The 15,979-nt window shown below is 70.8% G+C and carries 16 protein-coding genes and 3 tRNA genes; 7 read left to right on the forward strand and 12 right to left on the reverse strand.

Annotated elements, in window-relative coordinates:
• Window positions 1-10: 10 nt before the first annotated feature.
• Together ACIP4Z_RS09030 and ACIP4Z_RS09035 are read right to left on the reverse strand one after the other, a co-directional pair.
• Window positions 11-1,012, reverse strand: coding sequence for an NAD(P)H-dependent glycerol-3-phosphate dehydrogenase (locus ACIP4Z_RS09030; RefSeq protein ID WP_355349442.1), 1,002 nt, complete (start codon window positions 1,010-1,012; stop codon window positions 11-13).
• Complete coding sequence (locus ACIP4Z_RS09035) at window positions 1,009-1,731, reverse strand: lysophospholipid acyltransferase family protein (RefSeq protein WP_355349439.1); 723 nt, start codon at window positions 1,729-1,731, stop codon at window positions 1,009-1,011. The genes ACIP4Z_RS09030 and ACIP4Z_RS09035 overlap by 4 nt, the downstream gene beginning before the upstream one ends.
• 151 nt (window positions 1,732-1,882) lie before the next feature.
• On the opposite strand from ACIP4Z_RS09035, the gene cofC reads away from it, so the two are divergent.
• Entirely contained in the window at window positions 1,883-2,536 is a 654-nt protein-coding gene (gene cofC / locus ACIP4Z_RS09040) for a 2-phospho-L-lactate guanylyltransferase (protein ID WP_401306148.1), read from the forward strand.
• Between the two features lie 71 nt (window positions 2,537-2,607).
• A complete protein-coding gene (locus tag ACIP4Z_RS09045; RefSeq protein WP_401306150.1) occupies window positions 2,608-2,835 on the forward strand; it encodes a hypothetical protein in 228 nt (75 codons plus the stop codon).
• A 178-nt stretch (window positions 2,836-3,013) separates the two neighbouring features.
• Here the strand turns inward: ACIP4Z_RS09045 and ACIP4Z_RS09050 are convergent, their stop codons facing one another.
• From ACIP4Z_RS09050 to leuC, 4 genes are all read right to left on the reverse strand, one after another.
• Complete coding sequence (locus tag ACIP4Z_RS09050; protein ID WP_355349430.1) at window positions 3,014-3,631, reverse strand: HU family DNA-binding protein; 618 nt, start codon at window positions 3,629-3,631, stop codon at window positions 3,014-3,016.
• 132 nt (window positions 3,632-3,763) lie between these two features.
• Window positions 3,764-3,988, reverse strand: a complete 225-nt coding sequence (locus tag ACIP4Z_RS09055; RefSeq protein ID WP_188284977.1) for a hypothetical protein — start codon at window positions 3,986-3,988, stop codon at window positions 3,764-3,766.
• Between the two features lie 220 nt (window positions 3,989-4,208).
• Window positions 4,209-4,814 carry a 3-isopropylmalate dehydratase small subunit gene (leuD, locus tag ACIP4Z_RS09060; protein WP_355349427.1) on the reverse strand — a complete coding sequence of 202 codons (606 nt, stop codon included), beginning with the start codon at window positions 4,812-4,814 and terminating at the stop codon, window positions 4,209-4,211.
• Window positions 4,815-4,820: 6 nt separating this feature from the next.
• Window positions 4,821-6,245 carry a 3-isopropylmalate dehydratase large subunit gene (gene leuC, locus ACIP4Z_RS09065; protein ID WP_355349424.1) on the reverse strand — a complete coding sequence of 475 codons (1,425 nt, stop codon included), beginning with the start codon at window positions 6,243-6,245 and terminating at the stop codon, window positions 4,821-4,823.
• Between the two features lie 183 nt (window positions 6,246-6,428).
• Between leuC and ndgR the strand changes: the two genes are divergently transcribed.
• Window positions 6,429-7,145, forward strand: coding sequence for an IclR family transcriptional regulator NdgR (ndgR, locus tag ACIP4Z_RS09070; RefSeq protein WP_188284974.1), 717 nt, complete (start codon window positions 6,429-6,431; stop codon window positions 7,143-7,145).
• Between the two features lie 155 nt (window positions 7,146-7,300).
• Here the strand turns inward: ndgR and ACIP4Z_RS09075 are convergent.
• The 6 genes from ACIP4Z_RS09075 to ACIP4Z_RS09100 all read right to left on the reverse strand — a co-directional run bounded on the left by ACIP4Z_RS09075 (window position 7,301) and on the right by ACIP4Z_RS09100 (window position 9,489).
• Window positions 7,301-7,373 (reverse strand) — tRNA-Glu (locus ACIP4Z_RS09075).
• 61 nt (window positions 7,374-7,434) lie between these two features.
• A tRNA-Glu gene (locus ACIP4Z_RS09080) sits at window positions 7,435-7,507 on the reverse strand.
• Between the two features lie 27 nt (window positions 7,508-7,534).
• A tRNA-Gln gene (locus ACIP4Z_RS09085) sits at window positions 7,535-7,606 on the reverse strand.
• 86 nt (window positions 7,607-7,692) lie between these two features.
• Window positions 7,693-8,412, reverse strand: coding sequence for an HAD-IA family hydrolase (locus ACIP4Z_RS09090; protein ID WP_391050365.1), 720 nt, complete (start codon window positions 8,410-8,412; stop codon window positions 7,693-7,695).
• A gap of 22 nt (window positions 8,413-8,434) precedes the next feature.
• Complete coding sequence (locus tag ACIP4Z_RS09095) at window positions 8,435-9,250, reverse strand: fumarylacetoacetate hydrolase family protein (protein ID WP_401306154.1); 816 nt, start codon at window positions 9,248-9,250, stop codon at window positions 8,435-8,437.
• Between the two features lie 35 nt (window positions 9,251-9,285).
• Entirely contained in the window at window positions 9,286-9,489 is a 204-nt protein-coding gene (locus ACIP4Z_RS09100; RefSeq protein ID WP_188284971.1) for a hypothetical protein, read from the reverse strand.
• A gap of 580 nt (window positions 9,490-10,069) precedes the next feature.
• On the opposite strand from ACIP4Z_RS09100, the gene ACIP4Z_RS09105 reads away from it, so the two are divergent.
• From ACIP4Z_RS09105 to ACIP4Z_RS09120, 4 genes are all read left to right on the forward strand, one after another.
• A complete protein-coding gene (locus ACIP4Z_RS09105; protein ID WP_401306156.1) occupies window positions 10,070-14,191 on the forward strand; it encodes a nitrate- and nitrite sensing domain-containing protein in 4,122 nt (1,373 codons plus the stop codon).
• Between the two features lie 9 nt (window positions 14,192-14,200).
• The gene (locus ACIP4Z_RS09110) at window positions 14,201-14,614 is read left to right on the forward strand and encodes a roadblock/LC7 domain-containing protein (protein ID WP_317452960.1); all 414 of its coding nucleotides are present in this window, start codon (window positions 14,201-14,203) and stop codon (window positions 14,612-14,614) included.
• Window positions 14,615-14,687: 73 nt separating this feature from the next.
• Window positions 14,688-15,095: a DUF742 domain-containing protein gene (locus ACIP4Z_RS09115; protein WP_093717892.1), complete on the forward strand. Its 408-nt coding sequence runs from the start codon at window positions 14,688-14,690 to the stop codon at window positions 15,093-15,095.
• Window positions 15,076-15,684 carry an ATP/GTP-binding protein gene (locus tag ACIP4Z_RS09120; protein ID WP_391050368.1) on the forward strand — a complete coding sequence of 203 codons (609 nt, stop codon included), beginning with the start codon at window positions 15,076-15,078 and terminating at the stop codon, window positions 15,682-15,684. The genes ACIP4Z_RS09115 and ACIP4Z_RS09120 overlap by 20 nt, the downstream gene beginning before the upstream one ends.
• The last annotated feature ends 295 nt before the right edge of the window (window positions 15,685-15,979 follow it).

The following is a 15,979-nucleotide window of genomic DNA, read 5'->3' on the forward strand; positions in this document are numbered from 1 at the left end:
CGCGATGACCCTACCGTTCCGGCTTGGCGGAGCGTGACATCAACTCCTGTACGGCCACGACGGGCGGTTTCCCGTTGTGCACGATGTCGACCACGGTGTCCGTCAGCGGCATGTCGACGCCGTGCCTGCGGGCCAGATCGGCCACGGACTCGCAGGACTTGACGCCCTCGGCCGTCTGGCTGGTGACGGCGATGGTCTCGGCCAGGGTCATGCCGCGGCCGAGGTTCATGCCGAAGGTGTGGTTGCGCGACAGCGGTGAGGAGCAGGTGGCGACCAGGTCGCCCATGCCCGCGAGGCCGGCGAAGGTGTGCGCGTCGGCGCCCATCGCCATGCCGAGCCTGGTGGTCTCGGCCAGGCCGCGGGTGATCAGGGACGCCTTGGTGTTGTCGCCCAGGCCCATGCCGTCGGCGATGCCGACCGCGAGGCCGATGACGTTCTTGACGGCGCCGCCCAGTTCGACGCCGACGACGTCGGTGTTGGTGTACGGGCGGAAGTAGCCGGTGTGGCAGGCGGCCTGGAAGCGGCGGGCGACGGCTTCGTCGCGGCTGGCGACGACGGCGGCGGCGGGCTGCCTGGCGGCGATCTCCGGGGCGAGGTTGGGGCCCGACAGGACGGCGACGCGGTCGGGTCCTGCCTTGGCGACCTCCTCGATCACCTCGCTCATCAGCTTGGCGGTGCCCAGTTCGACGCCCTTCATCAGGCTGACCAGGACCGCGTCGGGGCGCAGCAGCGGTGCCCAGTCGGCGAGGTTGGCGCGCAGCGTCTGGGACGGGACGCACAGGATGACGAATTCGGCGTCGGCGGCGGCTTCCGCGGGGTCCGCGGTGGCGGTGACGGCGGCGGGCAGTTCGAGGTCGGGGAGGTATTCGGGGTTCCTGCGGTCGGCGTTGATCGCCGCGGTCAGCTCGGGGCGGCGGCCCCAGAGCGCCACCTCGCACCCGGCGTCGGCGAGGACCATCGAGAAGGCGGTGCCCCAGGAGCCGGTGCCGTAGACGGCGCAGCGGACCGTCATGCGCCCTCCCGTGCCTTGCGCGGGTCGTAGAGACCGGCGGGCGCGGGTTCCTGGCGTACCTCGGCGAGCAGCGCGGTGACCGCGAGCATGATGGTCTCGGTGACGGCGCGCAGCACGTCGGGGGTGGGGTCCTGGCCGTAGAACGCGGTCAGGTCGACGGGTTCGCCCGCGAGCACCCGCAGCGTCTTGCGCGGCAGCAGGCGTACGCGCTTGCTCTTGGCGTACGGCGGCACGGCCTCGTTGGCGCCCCACTGGGCGACGGGGATCACGGGCGCCTTGGTGAGCAGCGCGACGCGGGCGACGCCGGTCTTGGAGACCATCGGCCACATGTCGGGGTCACGGGTGAGGGTGCCTTCGGGGTAGAAGGCGACGCACTCGCCGGAGTTGATGGCGTCGACGGCGGCGCGGAAGGCGTTCGCGGCGTCGGTGGTCTCGCGGAAGACGGGGATCTGGCCGGTGCCGCGCAGCATCGTGCCGACGAAGAAGGGCTTGAAGAGCCCCGCCTTGGCCAGGAAGCGGGGGACGCGGCCGGTGTTGTACTGGAAATGCGCGTACGACAGCGGGTCCAGGTACGAGTTGTGGTTCACCGCCGTGATGAAACCGCCGTCGGCCGGAATGTGCTCCATTCCGTGCCAGTCCCGCTTGAACAGCACAATGAGCGGCGGTTTCGCGATGACGGCCGCCAGGCGGTACCAGAAACCGATTCTGCGGCGGGACACCAGGACTCCTCTTCGTTGCTGTGACGCTGCGCTCGTAGAGGCTCGCGCAGCACCACCCGTGCGGCAGCCGCACAAGTCTGCGGCTATGGACACGTTAACGCCAGGGCCCGGCGGCCCGTGGGGCGCCTGGGGAAGGCCGCACAATGGTGCGGTGGCGATAGATGTGACCTGGAAGTGGTCCCTTGTCGTGCCGCTGAAGCCGCTGGCCGTGGCCAAGAGCCGGTTGGCCACGGCGGCCGGTGCGGTACGGCCCGCGCTGGCCCTGGCGTTCGCGCTGGACACGGTCGCGGCGGCGCTGGCCTGCGCCGAGGTGGCCGACGTGACCGTGGTCACGGACGACGAGCGGGCCGGGGCGGAGCTGGCCGCCCTGGGTGCCTTCGTGGTGCCCGACGCCCCGGCGGCGGGGCTGAACGCCGCGCTGCGGTACGGGGCGGACCGGGTGCGGGCCCGCGATCCGTACGCGGCGGTCGCGGCGCTGAACGGCGATCTCCCGGCCTTGCGGCCCGCTGAGCTGGCGTGGGTGCTCCGGGAGGCCGCGGGCGGCCAGGGGCGGGCTTTTCTGGCCGACGCGGCCGGTGTGGGGACAACCTTGCTCGCCGCTCCGCGCGGTTCGGCCCTCTCCCCCGCCTTCGGCGGCGCCTCCCGCGCCCGCCACCTGGCCACCGGGGCCCGCGAGATCGCCCTGCGACGGGTGCCGTCGGTGCGGCAGGACGTGGACACCGGCGACGACCTGCGCGCGGCCCTGGCCCTGGGCGTCGGCGAGCGTACGGCGCTGGCCGCCGCCGGGCTGCTGATCGCGGACTGAACCGCCGGCCGGGCCGGGCACCCGTGCCGTGACCGGCGGTCTCCCCCGGGCCGGGCACTAGGCTGCGGCCCATGCAGGCAACCGCGTTCACCTACGACCCCGAGACCCGCGGCGGCAGCGTGCTCCTCGACGACGGGACGCCGCTGCCCTTCGACGCCGCCGCCTTCGACGCGGGCGGCCTGCGCCTCCTGCGCCCCGGCCAGCGCGTCCGCATCCGCACCGACGGCTCCGCCGACACCCGCCGGGTGGTCTTCATCACCCTCCAGACCTTCCCGGACCCTGCGGGACCGAAGGTGTAGCGAAGGGGCTCCCTGACGCAGGGCGGTTCGCCGGTAGCCGGCGAGCCGAAGGCGGGTCCAAGCCGCCCGTGGGGGCGCCCCCGGACGGAGTCCGGGGGAGAGAAGGCGGCCAAAAAAACGAGCGCGGGCCGGGCTCCCCTGGGGGAACCCGGCCCGTCGCGGTCCGTGGGACGGACTACTACCTGGTGGCGCTCCGCTTGGCGGCGGTCTTGCGGGCGGTCGCGCGCTTGGCCGGGGCCTTCTTCGCGGCGACCTTCTTGGCCGGGGCCTTCTTGGCCGCCGCCTTCTTGGCGGTGGTCTTCTTCGCCGTGGCCTTCTTGGCGGTGGTCTTCTTGGCCGCCGTGGTCTTGGCCGCGGCGGTCTTCTTGGCGGCGGAGGCCTTCTTCGCGACCGTCTTCTTGGCCGCGGTGACCTTCTTGGCCGCCGCCTTCTTGGTGGTGGTCCTCGTGGTGGTGGAAGCGCCGCCGCTGAGGCTGCCCTTGGGCGCCTTCTTCACCGCGACGTCGTTCTTCGGGAGCTTCTTGGTGCCGCTGACCAGGTCCTTGAAGCCCTGACCCGCGCGGAACCGCGGCACCGAGGTCTTCTTGACCCGGACCCGCTCCCCGGTCTGGGGATTGCGGGCGTAACGGGCCGGACGCTCCACCTTCTCGAACGAACCGAAACCGGTGACCGAGACCCGGTCGCCCGAGACCGTCGCACGGACGATCGCGTCGAGAACCGCGTCAACCGCGTCCGCGGCGGCCTGGCGGCCGCCTACCTTGTCGGCAATCGCTTCTACGAGCTGCGCCTTGTTCACGTCTTCCCCTTCGGAAACTTGCCCGGCGAATGAGTGCGGGCTTTTTCGCACGCTAGGCGGATATATACCGCAAATCAAATACGAAACGGGCGAATCACCCTTGTGCCGCAACGAACTCGGTGCTCTACGGGATCAGCGATCCGGGATTCCGAGGTCGTCCAACTCAGCCGTTAACACGTCCAGGCGCCGTGCCGCGTCGGCGAGATCGTGCTTCGCCACAGCGGTCACCGCGAGCAGCCGGCGACTCAACTCCCGCCGTGTCCCATCAGGGACTTCGGGATTCGCGACGCGCAGATGCGCCTGCTTCAGACGCGCGGCGAGAACCCCGTAGAGCTGGAGTTGGCCGTCGCGTTCCATGCGTCGATTGTGCCATCTGCGGCGAGTTGTCGGGAGCGACAGGGCCAACCGGGTGTTCCGGGCCGTTTTCCGGACACTCCTGGACCGCCCGGACGGACCCTCCTGGGCCGCCCCCACGGGCACTTCGGGACCGGCCCAGACATCGCCCGGACACGCAGAAGCGCCCTCTGCGGACGGGCAGAGGGCGCTTCTTGGGGCCGAACAGGGCCGAACGGGTCGGTCAGACCTGCACGGTGCTCGGCTTGAAGGACGGGCGGCCGGCTTCGAACGCCGAGATGTCGGCCTCGTTGGCGAGGGTCAGGCTGATGTCGTCCAGCCCTTCCAGCAGCCGCCAGCGGGCGTTGTCGTCCAGCTCGAACGCCTCGGTCAGCGACACACCGGGGCCCTCGGCGCGCACCTCGCGGGCCACCAGGTCGACGGTGATCTCGGCCTGCGGGTCGGCCTCGACCAGTTTCCAGAGCGATTCCACCGTCTCCTGCGGCAATACGACCGTGAGCAGGCCGTTCTTCAGCGAATTGCCGCGGAAGATGTCCGCGAAGCGGGACGAGATCACGGTCTTGAAGCCGTAGTTCTGCAAGGCCCAGACCGCGTGTTCGCGCGACGAACCGGTGCCGAAGTCGGGTCCGGCGACGAGCACGGTGGCGCCCTGCCGCTCGGGGGCGTTGAGGACGAAGTTCTCGTCCTTGCGCCAGGCTTCGAACAGGCCGTCCTCGAATCCGTTGCGCGTGACCTTCTTCAGCCAGTGCGCGGGGATGATCTGGTCGGTGTCCACATTGCCGCGGCGCAGCGGTACGGCCCGGCCGGTGTGCGTGGTGAAGGCTTCCATGGGGGCTCAGACCTCCGTCAGGACAGGGGCGTCGGACAGGTCGGCGGGCGAGGCGAGGTGGCCGAGCACCGCGGTGGCGGCGGCCACCTGCGGCGAGACCAGGTGCGTACGGCCGCCCTTGCCCTGCCGTCCCTCGAAGTTGCGGTTCGAGGTGGACGCGGAGCGCTCGCCGGGGGCGAGTTGGTCCGGGTTCATACCCAGGCACATCGAGCAACCCGCGTGCCGCCATTCGGCGCCGGCGGCGGTGAACACCTTGTCCAGGCCCTCCTCGACGGCCTGCAACGCGACCCGTACGGAGCCCGGCACGACCAGCATGCGGACGCCGTCGGCCACCTTGCGGCCCTCGACGACCGACGCGGCGGCCCGCAGGTCCTCGATCCGGCCGTTGGTGCAGGAGCCGACGAAGACGGTGTCCACGGCGACCTCGCGCAGCGGCTGGCCCGCGGACAGGCCCATGTACTCCAGCGCCTTCTCGGCGGAGAGCCGGTCGCCGGGGTCGGCGAAGGACGCCGGGTCCGGCACGGCCGCGCTCAGCGGCGCGCCCTGGCCGGGGTTGGTGCCCCAGGTGACGAACGGCGCCAGGGTGGCGGCGTCGATCCGCACCTCGTGGTCGAAGACCGCGTCGTCGTCGGTGCGCAGCGTCTTCCAGTACGCCACCGCCGCGTCCCAGTCCGCGCCCTTGGGGGCGTGCACGCGCCCTTCCAGGTAGTCGAACGTGGTCTGGTCGGGGGCGATCATGCCGGCCCGCGCGCCCGCCTCGATCGACATGTTGCAGACGGTCATCCGCGATTCCATCGACAGCTTCTCGATGGCGGAGCCGCGGTATTCGATGACATAACCCTGGCCGCCGCCGGTGCCGATCTGCGTGATCACGGCGAGGATCAGGTCCTTGGCGGTGACGCCGGGGGGCAGTTCGCCGTCCACGGTGATCGCCATCGTCTTGAACGGCGCGAGCGGCAGCGTCTGGGTGGCCAGCACGTGCTCGACCTGGGAGGTGCCGATGCCGAACGCCAGCGCGCCGAAGGCGCCGTGCGTGGAGGTGTGCGAGTCGCCGCAGACCACGGTGGTGCCCGGCTGGGTCAGCCCGAGCTGCGGGCCCACCACGTGCACGACGCCCTGCTCGACGTCGCCCAGCGGGTGCAGCCGTACGCCGAACTCCGCGCAGTTCTTGCGCAGCGTTTCGAGCTGGGTGCGGGAGACCGGGTCCGCGATGGGCTTGTCGATGTCGAGGGTGGGGGTGTTGTGGTCCTCGGTGGCGATGGTGAGGTCGGTACGCCGCACCGGTCGGCCGTTCATCCGCAGCCCGTCGAACGCCTGGGGGCTGGTCACCTCGTGGAGCAGGTGAAGATCGATGAAGAGCAGATCGGGCTCGCCCTCGACGCGGCGGACGACATGGTCGTCCCAGACTTTTTCCGCGAGTGTCCTACCCATCGCTGTCCCTCCGGCCCGCACCCTCGCGGGCCAACTCGTGTGTGGTGCACGTGTATGCCGGACGCCGTCGGTTCCCCTGGTGTCTCCGCGGGAGCACGGCGGTCCTGCCCTGTGCCCCCAGCCTGACGGCTTCCCCGGAAAATTGAGCTTGCGTTTCACAGTGTGAGACGCGAATATCGTTGCATGGACAATTCTAGCGGCGTCGGCGTTCTCGACAAGGCGGCTCTGGTGCTCAGCGCACTGGAGTCGGGACCGGCCACCCTGGCCGGCCTCGTCGGCGCCACGGGCCTGGCCCGCCCCACCGCGCACCGCCTGGCGGTCGCGCTCGAACACCACCGCATGGTGGCCCGCGACATGCAGGGCCGCTTCATCCTGGGACCGCGGCTGTCGGAGCTGGCCGCCGCCGCGGGCGAGGACCGGCTGCTGGCGACGGCGGGCCCGGTCCTGACCCACCTGCGGGACGTCACGGGAGAAAGTGCCCAGCTCTACCGCCGTCAGGGCGACATGCGCATCTGCGTGGCCGCGGCGGAGCGCCTTTCCGGCCTGCGGGACACCGTGCCGGTCGGCTCCACGCTCCCGATGAAGGCCGGGTCCGCCGCGCAGGTCCTGATGGCCTGGGAGGAGCCCGAGCGGCTGCACCGCGGCCTCCAGGGCGCGCGCTTCACCGCCACCGCGCTGTCGGGCGTACGCCGCCGCGGCTGGTCGCAGTCGATCGGCGAGCGGGAGCCCGGGGTCGCCTCGGTGTCCGCGCCCGTCCGCGGCCCCTCCAACCGCGTGGTCGCCGCCGTCTCCGTCTCGGGACCGATCGAGCGGCTGACCCGGCACCCGGGGCGGATGCACGCGCAGGCCGTCATCGACGCCGCGGCCCGGCTGAGCGAGGCGCTGCGCCGCAGCGGCTGAACCGTCCTCGGCAGGGGCCGCCGGTGCGCGAACGCCCCTGCCCGGTACGGCGGTTGGCCCGTGGGAGAGGACGACGGCCGGGAACGGCGGCCGGAAACGAAAAAGGCCCCCACCTGAGTGAGGACCTCGGCCGTACCGTTACTTCTCTGCTTGCGTACCCCCGACCGGATTCGAACCGGCGCTACCGCCTTGAGAGGGCGGCGTGCTAGGCCGCTACACAACGGGGGCCCTAGCGATCCTGCATCATGACCAACGGGTGCGACCCAGGTGATCACGCGGGAAGGATCTGTACCCCCGACCGGATTCGAACCGGCGCTACCGCCTTGAGAGGGCGGCGTGCTAGGCCGCTACACAACGGGGGCTCGCACTGCAATGCACTGAACTATGCGCTGGGGTACCAGGACTCGAACCTAGAACAACTGAACCAGAATCAGCCGTGTTGCCAATTACACCATACCCCATCAAAACGCAACCCCTTGCGGGATTGTGCTTGGATCACGCCCCCGTGCCGGACCTTTCGGCCCTCTCGGGCGGCGCAGGAAGAACATTACCCGATGCGGGACACCGCTCCAAAACGAGTATCGCCGCGCAGCAGGTCAGCAAGCTCGGCGAGACCGGTGATGCGGGTGAGGTCGGGACGGGAGCCGAGGTCGTGGCGGTCCAGCCAGATGCCGACCAGGCCCGCGTCGGCCGCGCCGCGGGCGTCGATGTCCGGCTCGTTGCCCACGTACGCGACCTCGTGCGGCTCCAGGGACAGCGCCTCGCAGGCCGCGTGGAAGGCCGCGGCGGCAGGCTTGGAGACCCCCAGCTCCGCGGCGCACAGCAGCACCTCGAAGCGGTCCCGTACGCCCAGCGCGCGCAGCTTGCGGTCCTGTACGACGAAGGCGGAGTTGGACAGCACCGCGTGCCGGTAGTGGGGGGTGAGGCCGTCCAGGGCGGGTACGGCGTCGGGGAAGAGGGACCAGGCGGCCTCGTAGTGCGTGCGGTGGCGGTCGAACCACTCCTCGGCCTCCGCGTCCGTCAGCGGCAGCCCCAGGAAGTCGCGCACGCGGTCCCTGCGCTGCGCCTCGAAGTCGCACTCCCCCGCCGAGAACCGCGCCCAGTGGAGCTCGGTCAGCTCGGCCCAGCGCAGCACGGCGGCCTCCACGCTCCCGCACCCGTCCGGCAGTCCCTCGACGGCCAGATGGGCCCGCAGGCCGACGCGGTCGGCGCTCGCGTAGTCGAAGATCGTGTCGTCGATGTCCCAGAGAACCGCTCGTATCGGCATAACACCCAGGGTACGAAGCGGGTCAGCTCCGCGCGACGACCTTGTTGGTCAGGGTGCCGATGCCCTCGACCGTCACGGAGACCTCGTCACCCGGCCGGATCGGGCCGACGCCCGCGGGGGTGCCGGTGAGCAGCACGTCACCGGGGAGCAGCGTCATCGCCTCGGTGATGTTGACGATCAGGTCCTCGATCGAGTTGATCATCTGCGCGGTGCGGCCCGCCTGGCGCAGCTCGCCGTTGACCGTCGCGGTGATGGCGAGGTCGGAGGGGTCGAGGTCGGTCTCGATCCAGGGGCCGAGCGGGCAGGAGGAGTCGAAGCCCTTGGCGCGCGCCCACTGCTTCTCGGTCCGCTGGGTGTCGCGGGCCGTCACGTCGTTGGCGCAGGTGTAGCCGAGGATGACGTCGCGGACCCGCTCGCGCGGCACCTCGCGGCACAACCGGCTGATGACGACGGCCAGTTCGGCCTCGTGGTGCACCTCCTGCGAGAAGGAGGGGTACACGATCGGGTCGCCGTGGCCGATCACGGAGGTGGAGGGCTTGAAGAAGGCCCAGGGCGCCGTCGGCACCTCGTGGCCCAACTCCTTCGCGTGGTCCGCGTAGTTGCGGCCGATGGCGACGACCTTGTTCGGCAGCACGGGCGGCAGCAGCCGCACCTTGTCGAGCGGGACCCGCGTACCGGACAGCTCGAAGTCCGCGAAGGGGATGCCCTTCATGATGTTGATGACGAGGCCGTCGTGGCCGGCTGTTACGCCGTCGCCTTCGCCGCCGTCGGTGCCTTCGGCCGCTTCGACAGCCCCAAAGGCGACATTGCCGTCGATCGAGAACCTCGCGATACGCATGGGCCCAGCTTAGTGGCCGGGCCCATACGCGCCGATCAGGCGGTGGGCAGCTCGTGCAGGACGGTGCGGCGCGGGTTCGCGGTGACCTGCGGCAGGGGCTCGGCGACGGCCTGCTCGGCGGTCGTGGCGGCTTCGGTGTCCGACGCGGCGGGGACCCCGAGTTCAGCGGCGTCCTTGAGGTGCGCGAGGGTGGTGCGGCGCGGGTTCGCGATCGGACGGAACAGCATGGTGGTCTTCATCGGCCGTGTGGACCTCGGTGACTCGGGGCGCCCGCAGGGCGCGGGTTGACAGAAAACCGCGATGTGTAAAGCACCAGGCTAGTGCGGCCCTTTCCCGGAACAACGTGGCCCAGACATGCACCAGGCTGTGATTTTGCTCACTAAGTGAGTCGCAAAGCAGGCATTGCGCGCATCCGACCGGCAGACTCAAACCGGTCAAGTCCCACACAGTCGTACGATTCAGCTGTCATCGACCCGGCTGGGACAGCGAGTGACTCGTGCGAACAGGGGGGTGCTAGGTCCGGAATCCCCCGCTTTCACCACATCAAATGTCAACACTCAGTGCTTGGCCCGACGCGACGAGTAACGGATTCCAACAGGTCGGCTACGGCCCTTGTTGGGAGATCCAGCACTGTGCTGGAATTCCCCGGACCGCCGCATCACATCGAGCCGGCGCGCAGGGGGCGCGTTCGAGCACCGAGCGGTGGTGAAGGGCATCAATCGGCCTCCTCGCAACCCGGGGCGGCCTGAGCCCCCATGACTCGACACCGTCCTGTCCGCTTCATCGCGGGGGACGCCTGGTCCAGAGGTTGCGACGCTAGTGCAGGGACGTTTCAAGAGGGACAGCGGCGCTGCGGGCGACCCGGAGCAGCAGCCCGGCGGGACCGGCAACGGCCCGACACCGCAGCAGGCGGGTGACTCGGCGAGCACTGCGCCGGGCACGACGGCTGCCACCGGACGACCGAGCACGCCCAGCGGCATCGAGGCGGGCAAGATCACCGGTCTCGCGGGCAAGCCGGGGCCCCGAATAGCCATGCGCAACTGGCGCATCAGCACCAGACTCGTCTCCCTGCTCGCCCTCCCGGTGGTCACGGCCACCGTCCTGGGCGGCATGCGCATCAACAGCTCGCTGGACAACATCAACCAGCTCGAGCACATGAAGACGCTGACCGACATCACCGAGCACGCGACGCAGCTCGCCGCCGCGCTCCAGGAGGAACGGGACAGCTCGGCCGGACCGCTGTCGTCCGGCGACAAGACCAACGACGCGGTGGAGGCCTCCCGGCAGGCCACCGACCGCGAGTACAAGCAGTATCTGAACGCCAGCGACAACGTCTCCGAGCGCGACCCGGTCTTCTCCGGCGTCCGCGCCACCCTGCTGGCGATCGGCACGCAGCTCGCCAACCTGGCGGAGATCCGCGACGAGGCGTACACCTCGACCTCCACCATCTCGCAGACGGTCTCGCAGTACGACGACCTGGTGCAGTCCCTGCTCTCGCTGTCCCAGGACATGGCGCAGGCGACCAACAACCCCGAGATGATCCAGAGCACCCGCGCGCTGGCTGCCTTCTCCTCCGCCAAGGAGTACGAGTCGATCCAGCGCGCGGTGATCAGCGCCGCGCTGGCCACCGGCGGCAAGCTGAACGCCAACGACTACCAGTCGGTGAAGTACGGCGCCGCGAACGAGGACACCGCGCTCACCCGGTTCCAGAAGATCTACGGGCCCAAGAGCGCGGCGCTGCTGACCCCGATCGAGGGCGGCAACCTCACGATCAGCGCGCACGACACCACGCGCCAGCGCATCGCCGCCTCGCAGAACGCGATCACCAAGATCGACAGCTCGTACCTCGACTGGGACGACGCGGCCAAGACCAAGATCCAGGCGATGAGCCAGATCGAGCGGTCGCTGCTCAACGAGATGCAGCAGAAGGCCCTCAAGCTGCAGAGCGAGGCCAAGCAGTCCGCGCTGATCTCCGGCGCGATCATCCTGCTGGTCCTCGGCGTCGCCGTGGTCGGCGCCTTCATCGTGGCCCGCTCGATGATCCGGTCGCTGCGCAGGCTCCAGCAGACCGCCAACGACGTGGCCCAGAAGCGGCTGCCCGAGCTGGTCAAGCAGCTCTCCGAGACCGACCCGCAGGACGTCGACACCTCGGTCGAGTCGATCGGCATCAACAGCCGCGACGAGATCGGCCAGGTGGCGCGGGCCTTCGACGAGGTCCACAGCGAGGCCGTACGACTCGCCGCCGAGCAGGCCCTCCTGCGAGGGAACGTCAACGCGATGTTCACCAACCTCTCGCGCCGCAGCCAGGGCCTCATCCAGCGTCAGCTCTCGCTCATCTCCGAACTGGAGTCCCGCGAGGCCGACCCGGACCAGCTCTCCTCGCTCTTCAAGCTCGACCATCTCGCGACCCGCATGCGCCGCAACGGTGAGAATCTGCTGGTCCTCGCCGGTGAGGAGCCGGGCCGCCGGTGGACCCGCCCGGTCCCGCTGGTCGACGTGCTGCGCGCCGCCGCGTCCGAGGTGGAGCAGTACGAGCGGATCGAACTGACGTCGGTACCGTCGGCCGAGGTCACCGGCCGTATCGTCAACGACCTCGTCCACCTGCTCGCCGAGCTGCTGGAGAACGCGACGTCGTTCTCCTCGCCGCAGACCAAGGTGAAGGTCACCGGTCACTCGCTGCCGGACGGCCGGGTGCTGATCGAGATCCACGACACCGGTATCGGCCTGTCGCCCGAGGACCTCGCGGACATCAACGAGCGGCTGGCGAACCCGCCGACGGTGGACGTCTCCGTCTCCCGCCGCATGGGTCTGTTCGTGGTCGGCCGCCTGTCCCTGCGGCACGGCATCCGGATCCAGCTCCGCCCGTCCGACTCCGGCGGTACGACCGCGCTGGTCATGCTGCCCGTGGACGTCACGCAGGGCGGCCGTAACCCCAAGAACATCGGCCAGATGGGCGGCGGGCGCCCCGCGGGCGCTCCCCCGGCCGCCGCGGGCTCCGGCATCGCCGGCGCGTTCGGCAACTCGCCCAACTCCGCGCCGGTCAACCGGCCGCCGCAGCGCACCCCGGTCGCGGGCGGCCAGCAGCGTCCGGCGCTGAGCCCCGGAGCGGGCCGTCCCGGCGGTCCCCCGCAGCAGGGCGGCACGCCGCGCTGGGCGCAGGACCAGAACGGCGGCCAGCAGGGCTTCCCCGACGACCGCGGTCTCCAGGACACCCCGCGCGGCCACGAGGACGTCGAGGCGGCCTCCGCCTTCGACGCTCCCGGACAGGGCCCGCGCGGCGACTTCCAGCAGCCCGGTGGCGCCTTCGGCCGTCCCCCCGGCGGCGGTCAGGACTTCGGCCAGGGCGGTCAGGGCGGTCAGCAGGGCGGCCAGAACTTCGGCGGCCGGCAGGGCGGTCAGCAAGGCGGTCAGCAGAGCGGTCAGCAGCAGCCGGGCCAGTTCCCGCCGCCGCAGCCGCAGAGCACCGGCCCCTCCGGCTTCCGTTCCGACGTGTTCGGCGGTCGCTCGGGCCCCGCGCCGCGGCAGAACGGCCCCGCTGACACCGCGCAGTTCCCGCCGGTCCGCGACGACGACTTCGCACCGACCGGCCAGGGCAACCAGGGCCAGGGCGGCCAGGGTCACGGCAACCAGGGCAACCAGGGCAACCAGGGCGGCGGTCGCGGCACCAGCGACACCGGGCAGTTCCCGGTGCAGGGCGGCCCCAACCCGGGCCTGCCGCAGCGCGGCGCCCGCAGCCCCGAAGAGACGTACAGCACGGGTCAGTTCGCGATGCCCGGCCAGCCGCAGGGCGGCCAGGGCCAGGGCGGTCCCGGCGACACGGCGCAGTTCCCGGCCGTGCAGGCCGACGGCACCGGCGAGTTCCGGATGCCCGGCCAGCAGCCGCAGGCCCGTCCGGGCCAGGGCGGTCAGCAGGGACAGGGCGGTCAGCCCGGTCAGCAGCAGGGCTTCCCCGGCAACAACCAGTACCAGGGCCCGCCCCCCAGCGGCCCGCGCCCCGACGCCTTCCCCGGCCAGGGTCTGCCGCAGCGCGGCGGCCCCCAGCAGGGCAACGGCGGCCAGGGCTACGACCAGAACCAGCAGCAGTACCAGGACCCGTACGGGACCGGGCAGTTCCCCGTGCAGCCGCAGCAGCCGCAGCAGGGCAACACCGGTCAGTACCCGGTCCAGCAGCCGATGCAGAGCCCGCAGCAGCCCCAGGCGCCGCAGCCTCAGCAGCAGCCCCAGCAGCCCGCCGAGCCGATGGCGCTGCCCCCGGCCCCGACCCGCGGGGACGAGCCGACGCCGATCTTCTCGTCGATCGAGTCGGACTGGTTCCGCACCGGCCAGGCCGAGCGGATGCAGCAGATCCACGTGGAGCAGAGCGCGCGCGGCCAGGAGGCCCCGCCGGTCCGCCCGGTGGGCCGTACAGCTCCGCCCGCGGCCCCGCAGCGGTTCCGCCCGCAGCGCCCCGGCACGACGGCGCCCGGTGTCGCCAATGGCAACGGCAATGGAAACGGCAACGGCGGGAACGGCAACGGGAACGGCGTCCAGCGCCCCGGCGGCGGTCAGCAGCAGCCCGTACAGGCGCCGCCCGCCTCCGTGCCCGCTTCGGCGCAGTACCAGGGCCAGGCGCCCGCCGCTCCGGTGGCGCAGCCGCTGCCCAGGGAGACCCCGAACTGGCGGACCTCGCCCAACGACGCGCTGCGTCAGCGGGCCGAGCAGATCCGCGAACCTTCGGCCGGCGGGGTCACTCCGTCGGGGCTGCCGCGCCGGGTGCCGAGGGCCAACCTCGTCGCCGGTGGCGCGGCGCCGCAGCAAGCGCCGCAGGGCGGCCCGCAGATCTCGCGGGCGCCCGACGACGTACGCGGACGTCTGACCAACCTCCGCCGTGGTATCCAGCAGGGCCGCGAGGCCGGGGGCAACACCGACGGCCGTGGTTTCGGTACGAATCAGGAGCGTTAGTTGAGTGCGATGAGCCAGGCGGCACAGAACCTGAACTGGTTGATCACCAACTTCGTGGACAACACCCCCGGGGTGTCCCACACGGTGGTGGTCTCCGCCGACGGCCTGCTGCTCGCGATGTCCGACGGATTCCCCCGCGACCGCGCCGACCAGCTCGCCGCCGTCGCCTCCGGGCTGACCTCCCTCACGGCCGGGGCGTCCCGGATCTTCGAGGGCGGCGCGGTCAACCAGACCGTGGTGGAGATGGAGCGCGGCTTCCTGTTCATCATGTCCGTCTCCGAGGGTTCCTCCATCGCCGTGCTGGCGCACCCCGAGTGCGACATCGGCCTGGTCGGCTACGAAATGGCCCTGCTCGTCGACCGAGCGGGCACCGTCCTCACCCCGGATCTCCGTGCAGAGCTCCAGGGCAGCCTCATGCACTGAACCATCCGTCTCCCCCCATGTTTTTCCGTACTTCCCGCACCGCGACAGCACTGCCCGGACACGGAGGACCCTCATGACCCCGCCACCCGCTTCGCCGGGCCCGTACGGCGCGTCCCACCACGCGCCGTACGGGGTGGAAGGCGATCAGCCGCTGGTTCGGCCGTACGCCATGACAGGTGGCCGCACTCGGCCCCGCTACCAGCTCGCCATCGAGGCGCTGGTCAGCACGACCGCCGACCCGGGGCAGTACGCGGGGCTGCTGCCGGAACACCAGCGGATCTGCCATCTCACGCGCGAGATCAAGTCGGTCGCGGAGATCTCCGCTCTGCTCGCCATCCCGCTCGGTGTGGCCAGGATTCTTGTGGCCGACCTCGCCGAGGCCGGCATGGTCGCCATCCATCAGCCGGGCAGCGGCGAGGCGGGCGGCCAGCCTGATGTGACACTGCTTGAGAGGGTGCTCAGTGGACTTCGGAAGCTCTAGGCCGCAGCCGCAGCCGGCGTACGGCGCGCAGCAATCGGTGCGGTCCACCACGTCTGCGAAGATCGTGGTGGCGGGTGGCTTCGGTGTCGGCAAGACCACGTTCGTGGGTGCCGTGTCGGAGATCAACCCGCTGCGCACCGAGGCCGTGATGACCTCGGCCTCGGCCGGGATCGACGACCTGAGCCACGTCCAGGACAAGACCACCACCACGGTGGCCATGGACTTCGGCCGTATCACCCTGGACGACGACCTGATCCTGTACCTGTTCGGGACGCCCGGCCAGGACCGTTTCTGGTTCATGTGGGACGACCTGGTGCGCGGTGCGATCGGCGCCGTGGTGCTGGTGGACACCCGCAGGCTCGCGGACTGTTTCCCGGCCGTCGACTACTTCGAGAACAGCGGCCTGCCGTTCGTCATCGCCCTCAACGGCTTCGACGGACACCAGCCGTACCGTCCGGAGGAGGTGCGCGAGGCCCTCCAGATCGGGCCCGAGGCACCGATCATCACGACCGACGCCCGCCATCGCGGCGAGGCGAAGAGCGCGCTGATCACGCTGGTCGAGCACGCGCTGCTTGCCCGGCTGAAGTAGCGGGCAGGCTCGGAAGAAGGCTCAACAGACAGGCGCCAGCGGCGAGTTGCTGGTGAAAACAAGCCACGGGGACCGGCTGTGTCAGGAGACACGGCCGGTCCCCGTCTTCATAACATTTCGAGAGAGTTTCGGCGGGCGTCGAACACGGCTCGCGCTCAGCCGGTGTCGCAGCGCGTACATCTGTCATATGGTTTGACGGGGGATTTTACTTATGCCCGTTTTATCTTCGCCGTTACTGTGCCGCGTCCCATATGCCGGACGTTTGGCTGGGGCCTACATGACGTGCTGGAATTCG

Origin of the sequence: Streptomyces sp. NPDC088910 (assembly GCF_044749865.1) — a bacterium.
Taxonomy (GTDB): Bacteria; Actinomycetota; Actinomycetes; order Streptomycetales; family Streptomycetaceae; genus Actinacidiphila.

Bases quoted from the DNA above. Each gene is read 5' to 3' on its own strand.
- ACIP4Z_RS09090 (WP_391050365.1), bottom strand. From the start codon at position 8,412: ATGCCGATACGAGCGGTTCTCTGGGACATCGACGACACGATCTTCGAC.
- ndgR (WP_188284974.1), top strand. From the start codon at position 6,429: ATGGACAATTCTAGCGGCGTCGGCGTTCTCGACAAGGCGGCTCTGGTG.
- ACIP4Z_RS09045 (WP_401306150.1), top strand. From the start codon at position 2,608: ATGCAGGCAACCGCGTTCACCTACGACCCCGAGACCCGCGGCGGCAGC.
- ACIP4Z_RS09055 (WP_188284977.1), bottom strand. From the start codon at position 3,988: ATGGAACGCGACGGCCAACTCCAGCTCTACGGGGTTCTCGCCGCGCGT.
- leuD (WP_355349427.1), bottom strand. From the start codon at position 4,814: ATGGAAGCCTTCACCACGCACACCGGCCGGGCCGTACCGCTGCGCCGC.
- ACIP4Z_RS09095 (WP_401306154.1), bottom strand. From the start codon at position 9,250: ATGCGTATCGCGAGGTTCTCGATCGACGGCAATGTCGCCTTTGGGGCT.
- ACIP4Z_RS09030 (WP_355349442.1), bottom strand. From the start codon at position 1,012: ATGACGGTCCGCTGCGCCGTCTACGGCACCGGCTCCTGGGGCACCGCC.
- leuC (WP_355349424.1), bottom strand. From the start codon at position 6,245: ATGGGTAGGACACTCGCGGAAAAAGTCTGGGACGACCATGTCGTCCGC.
- ACIP4Z_RS09100 (WP_188284971.1), bottom strand. From the start codon at position 9,489: ATGAAGACCACCATGCTGTTCCGTCCGATCGCGAACCCGCGCCGCACC.
- ACIP4Z_RS09110 (WP_317452960.1), top strand. From the start codon at position 14,201: ATGAGCCAGGCGGCACAGAACCTGAACTGGTTGATCACCAACTTCGTG.
- ACIP4Z_RS09115 (WP_093717892.1), top strand. From the start codon at position 14,688: ATGACCCCGCCACCCGCTTCGCCGGGCCCGTACGGCGCGTCCCACCAC.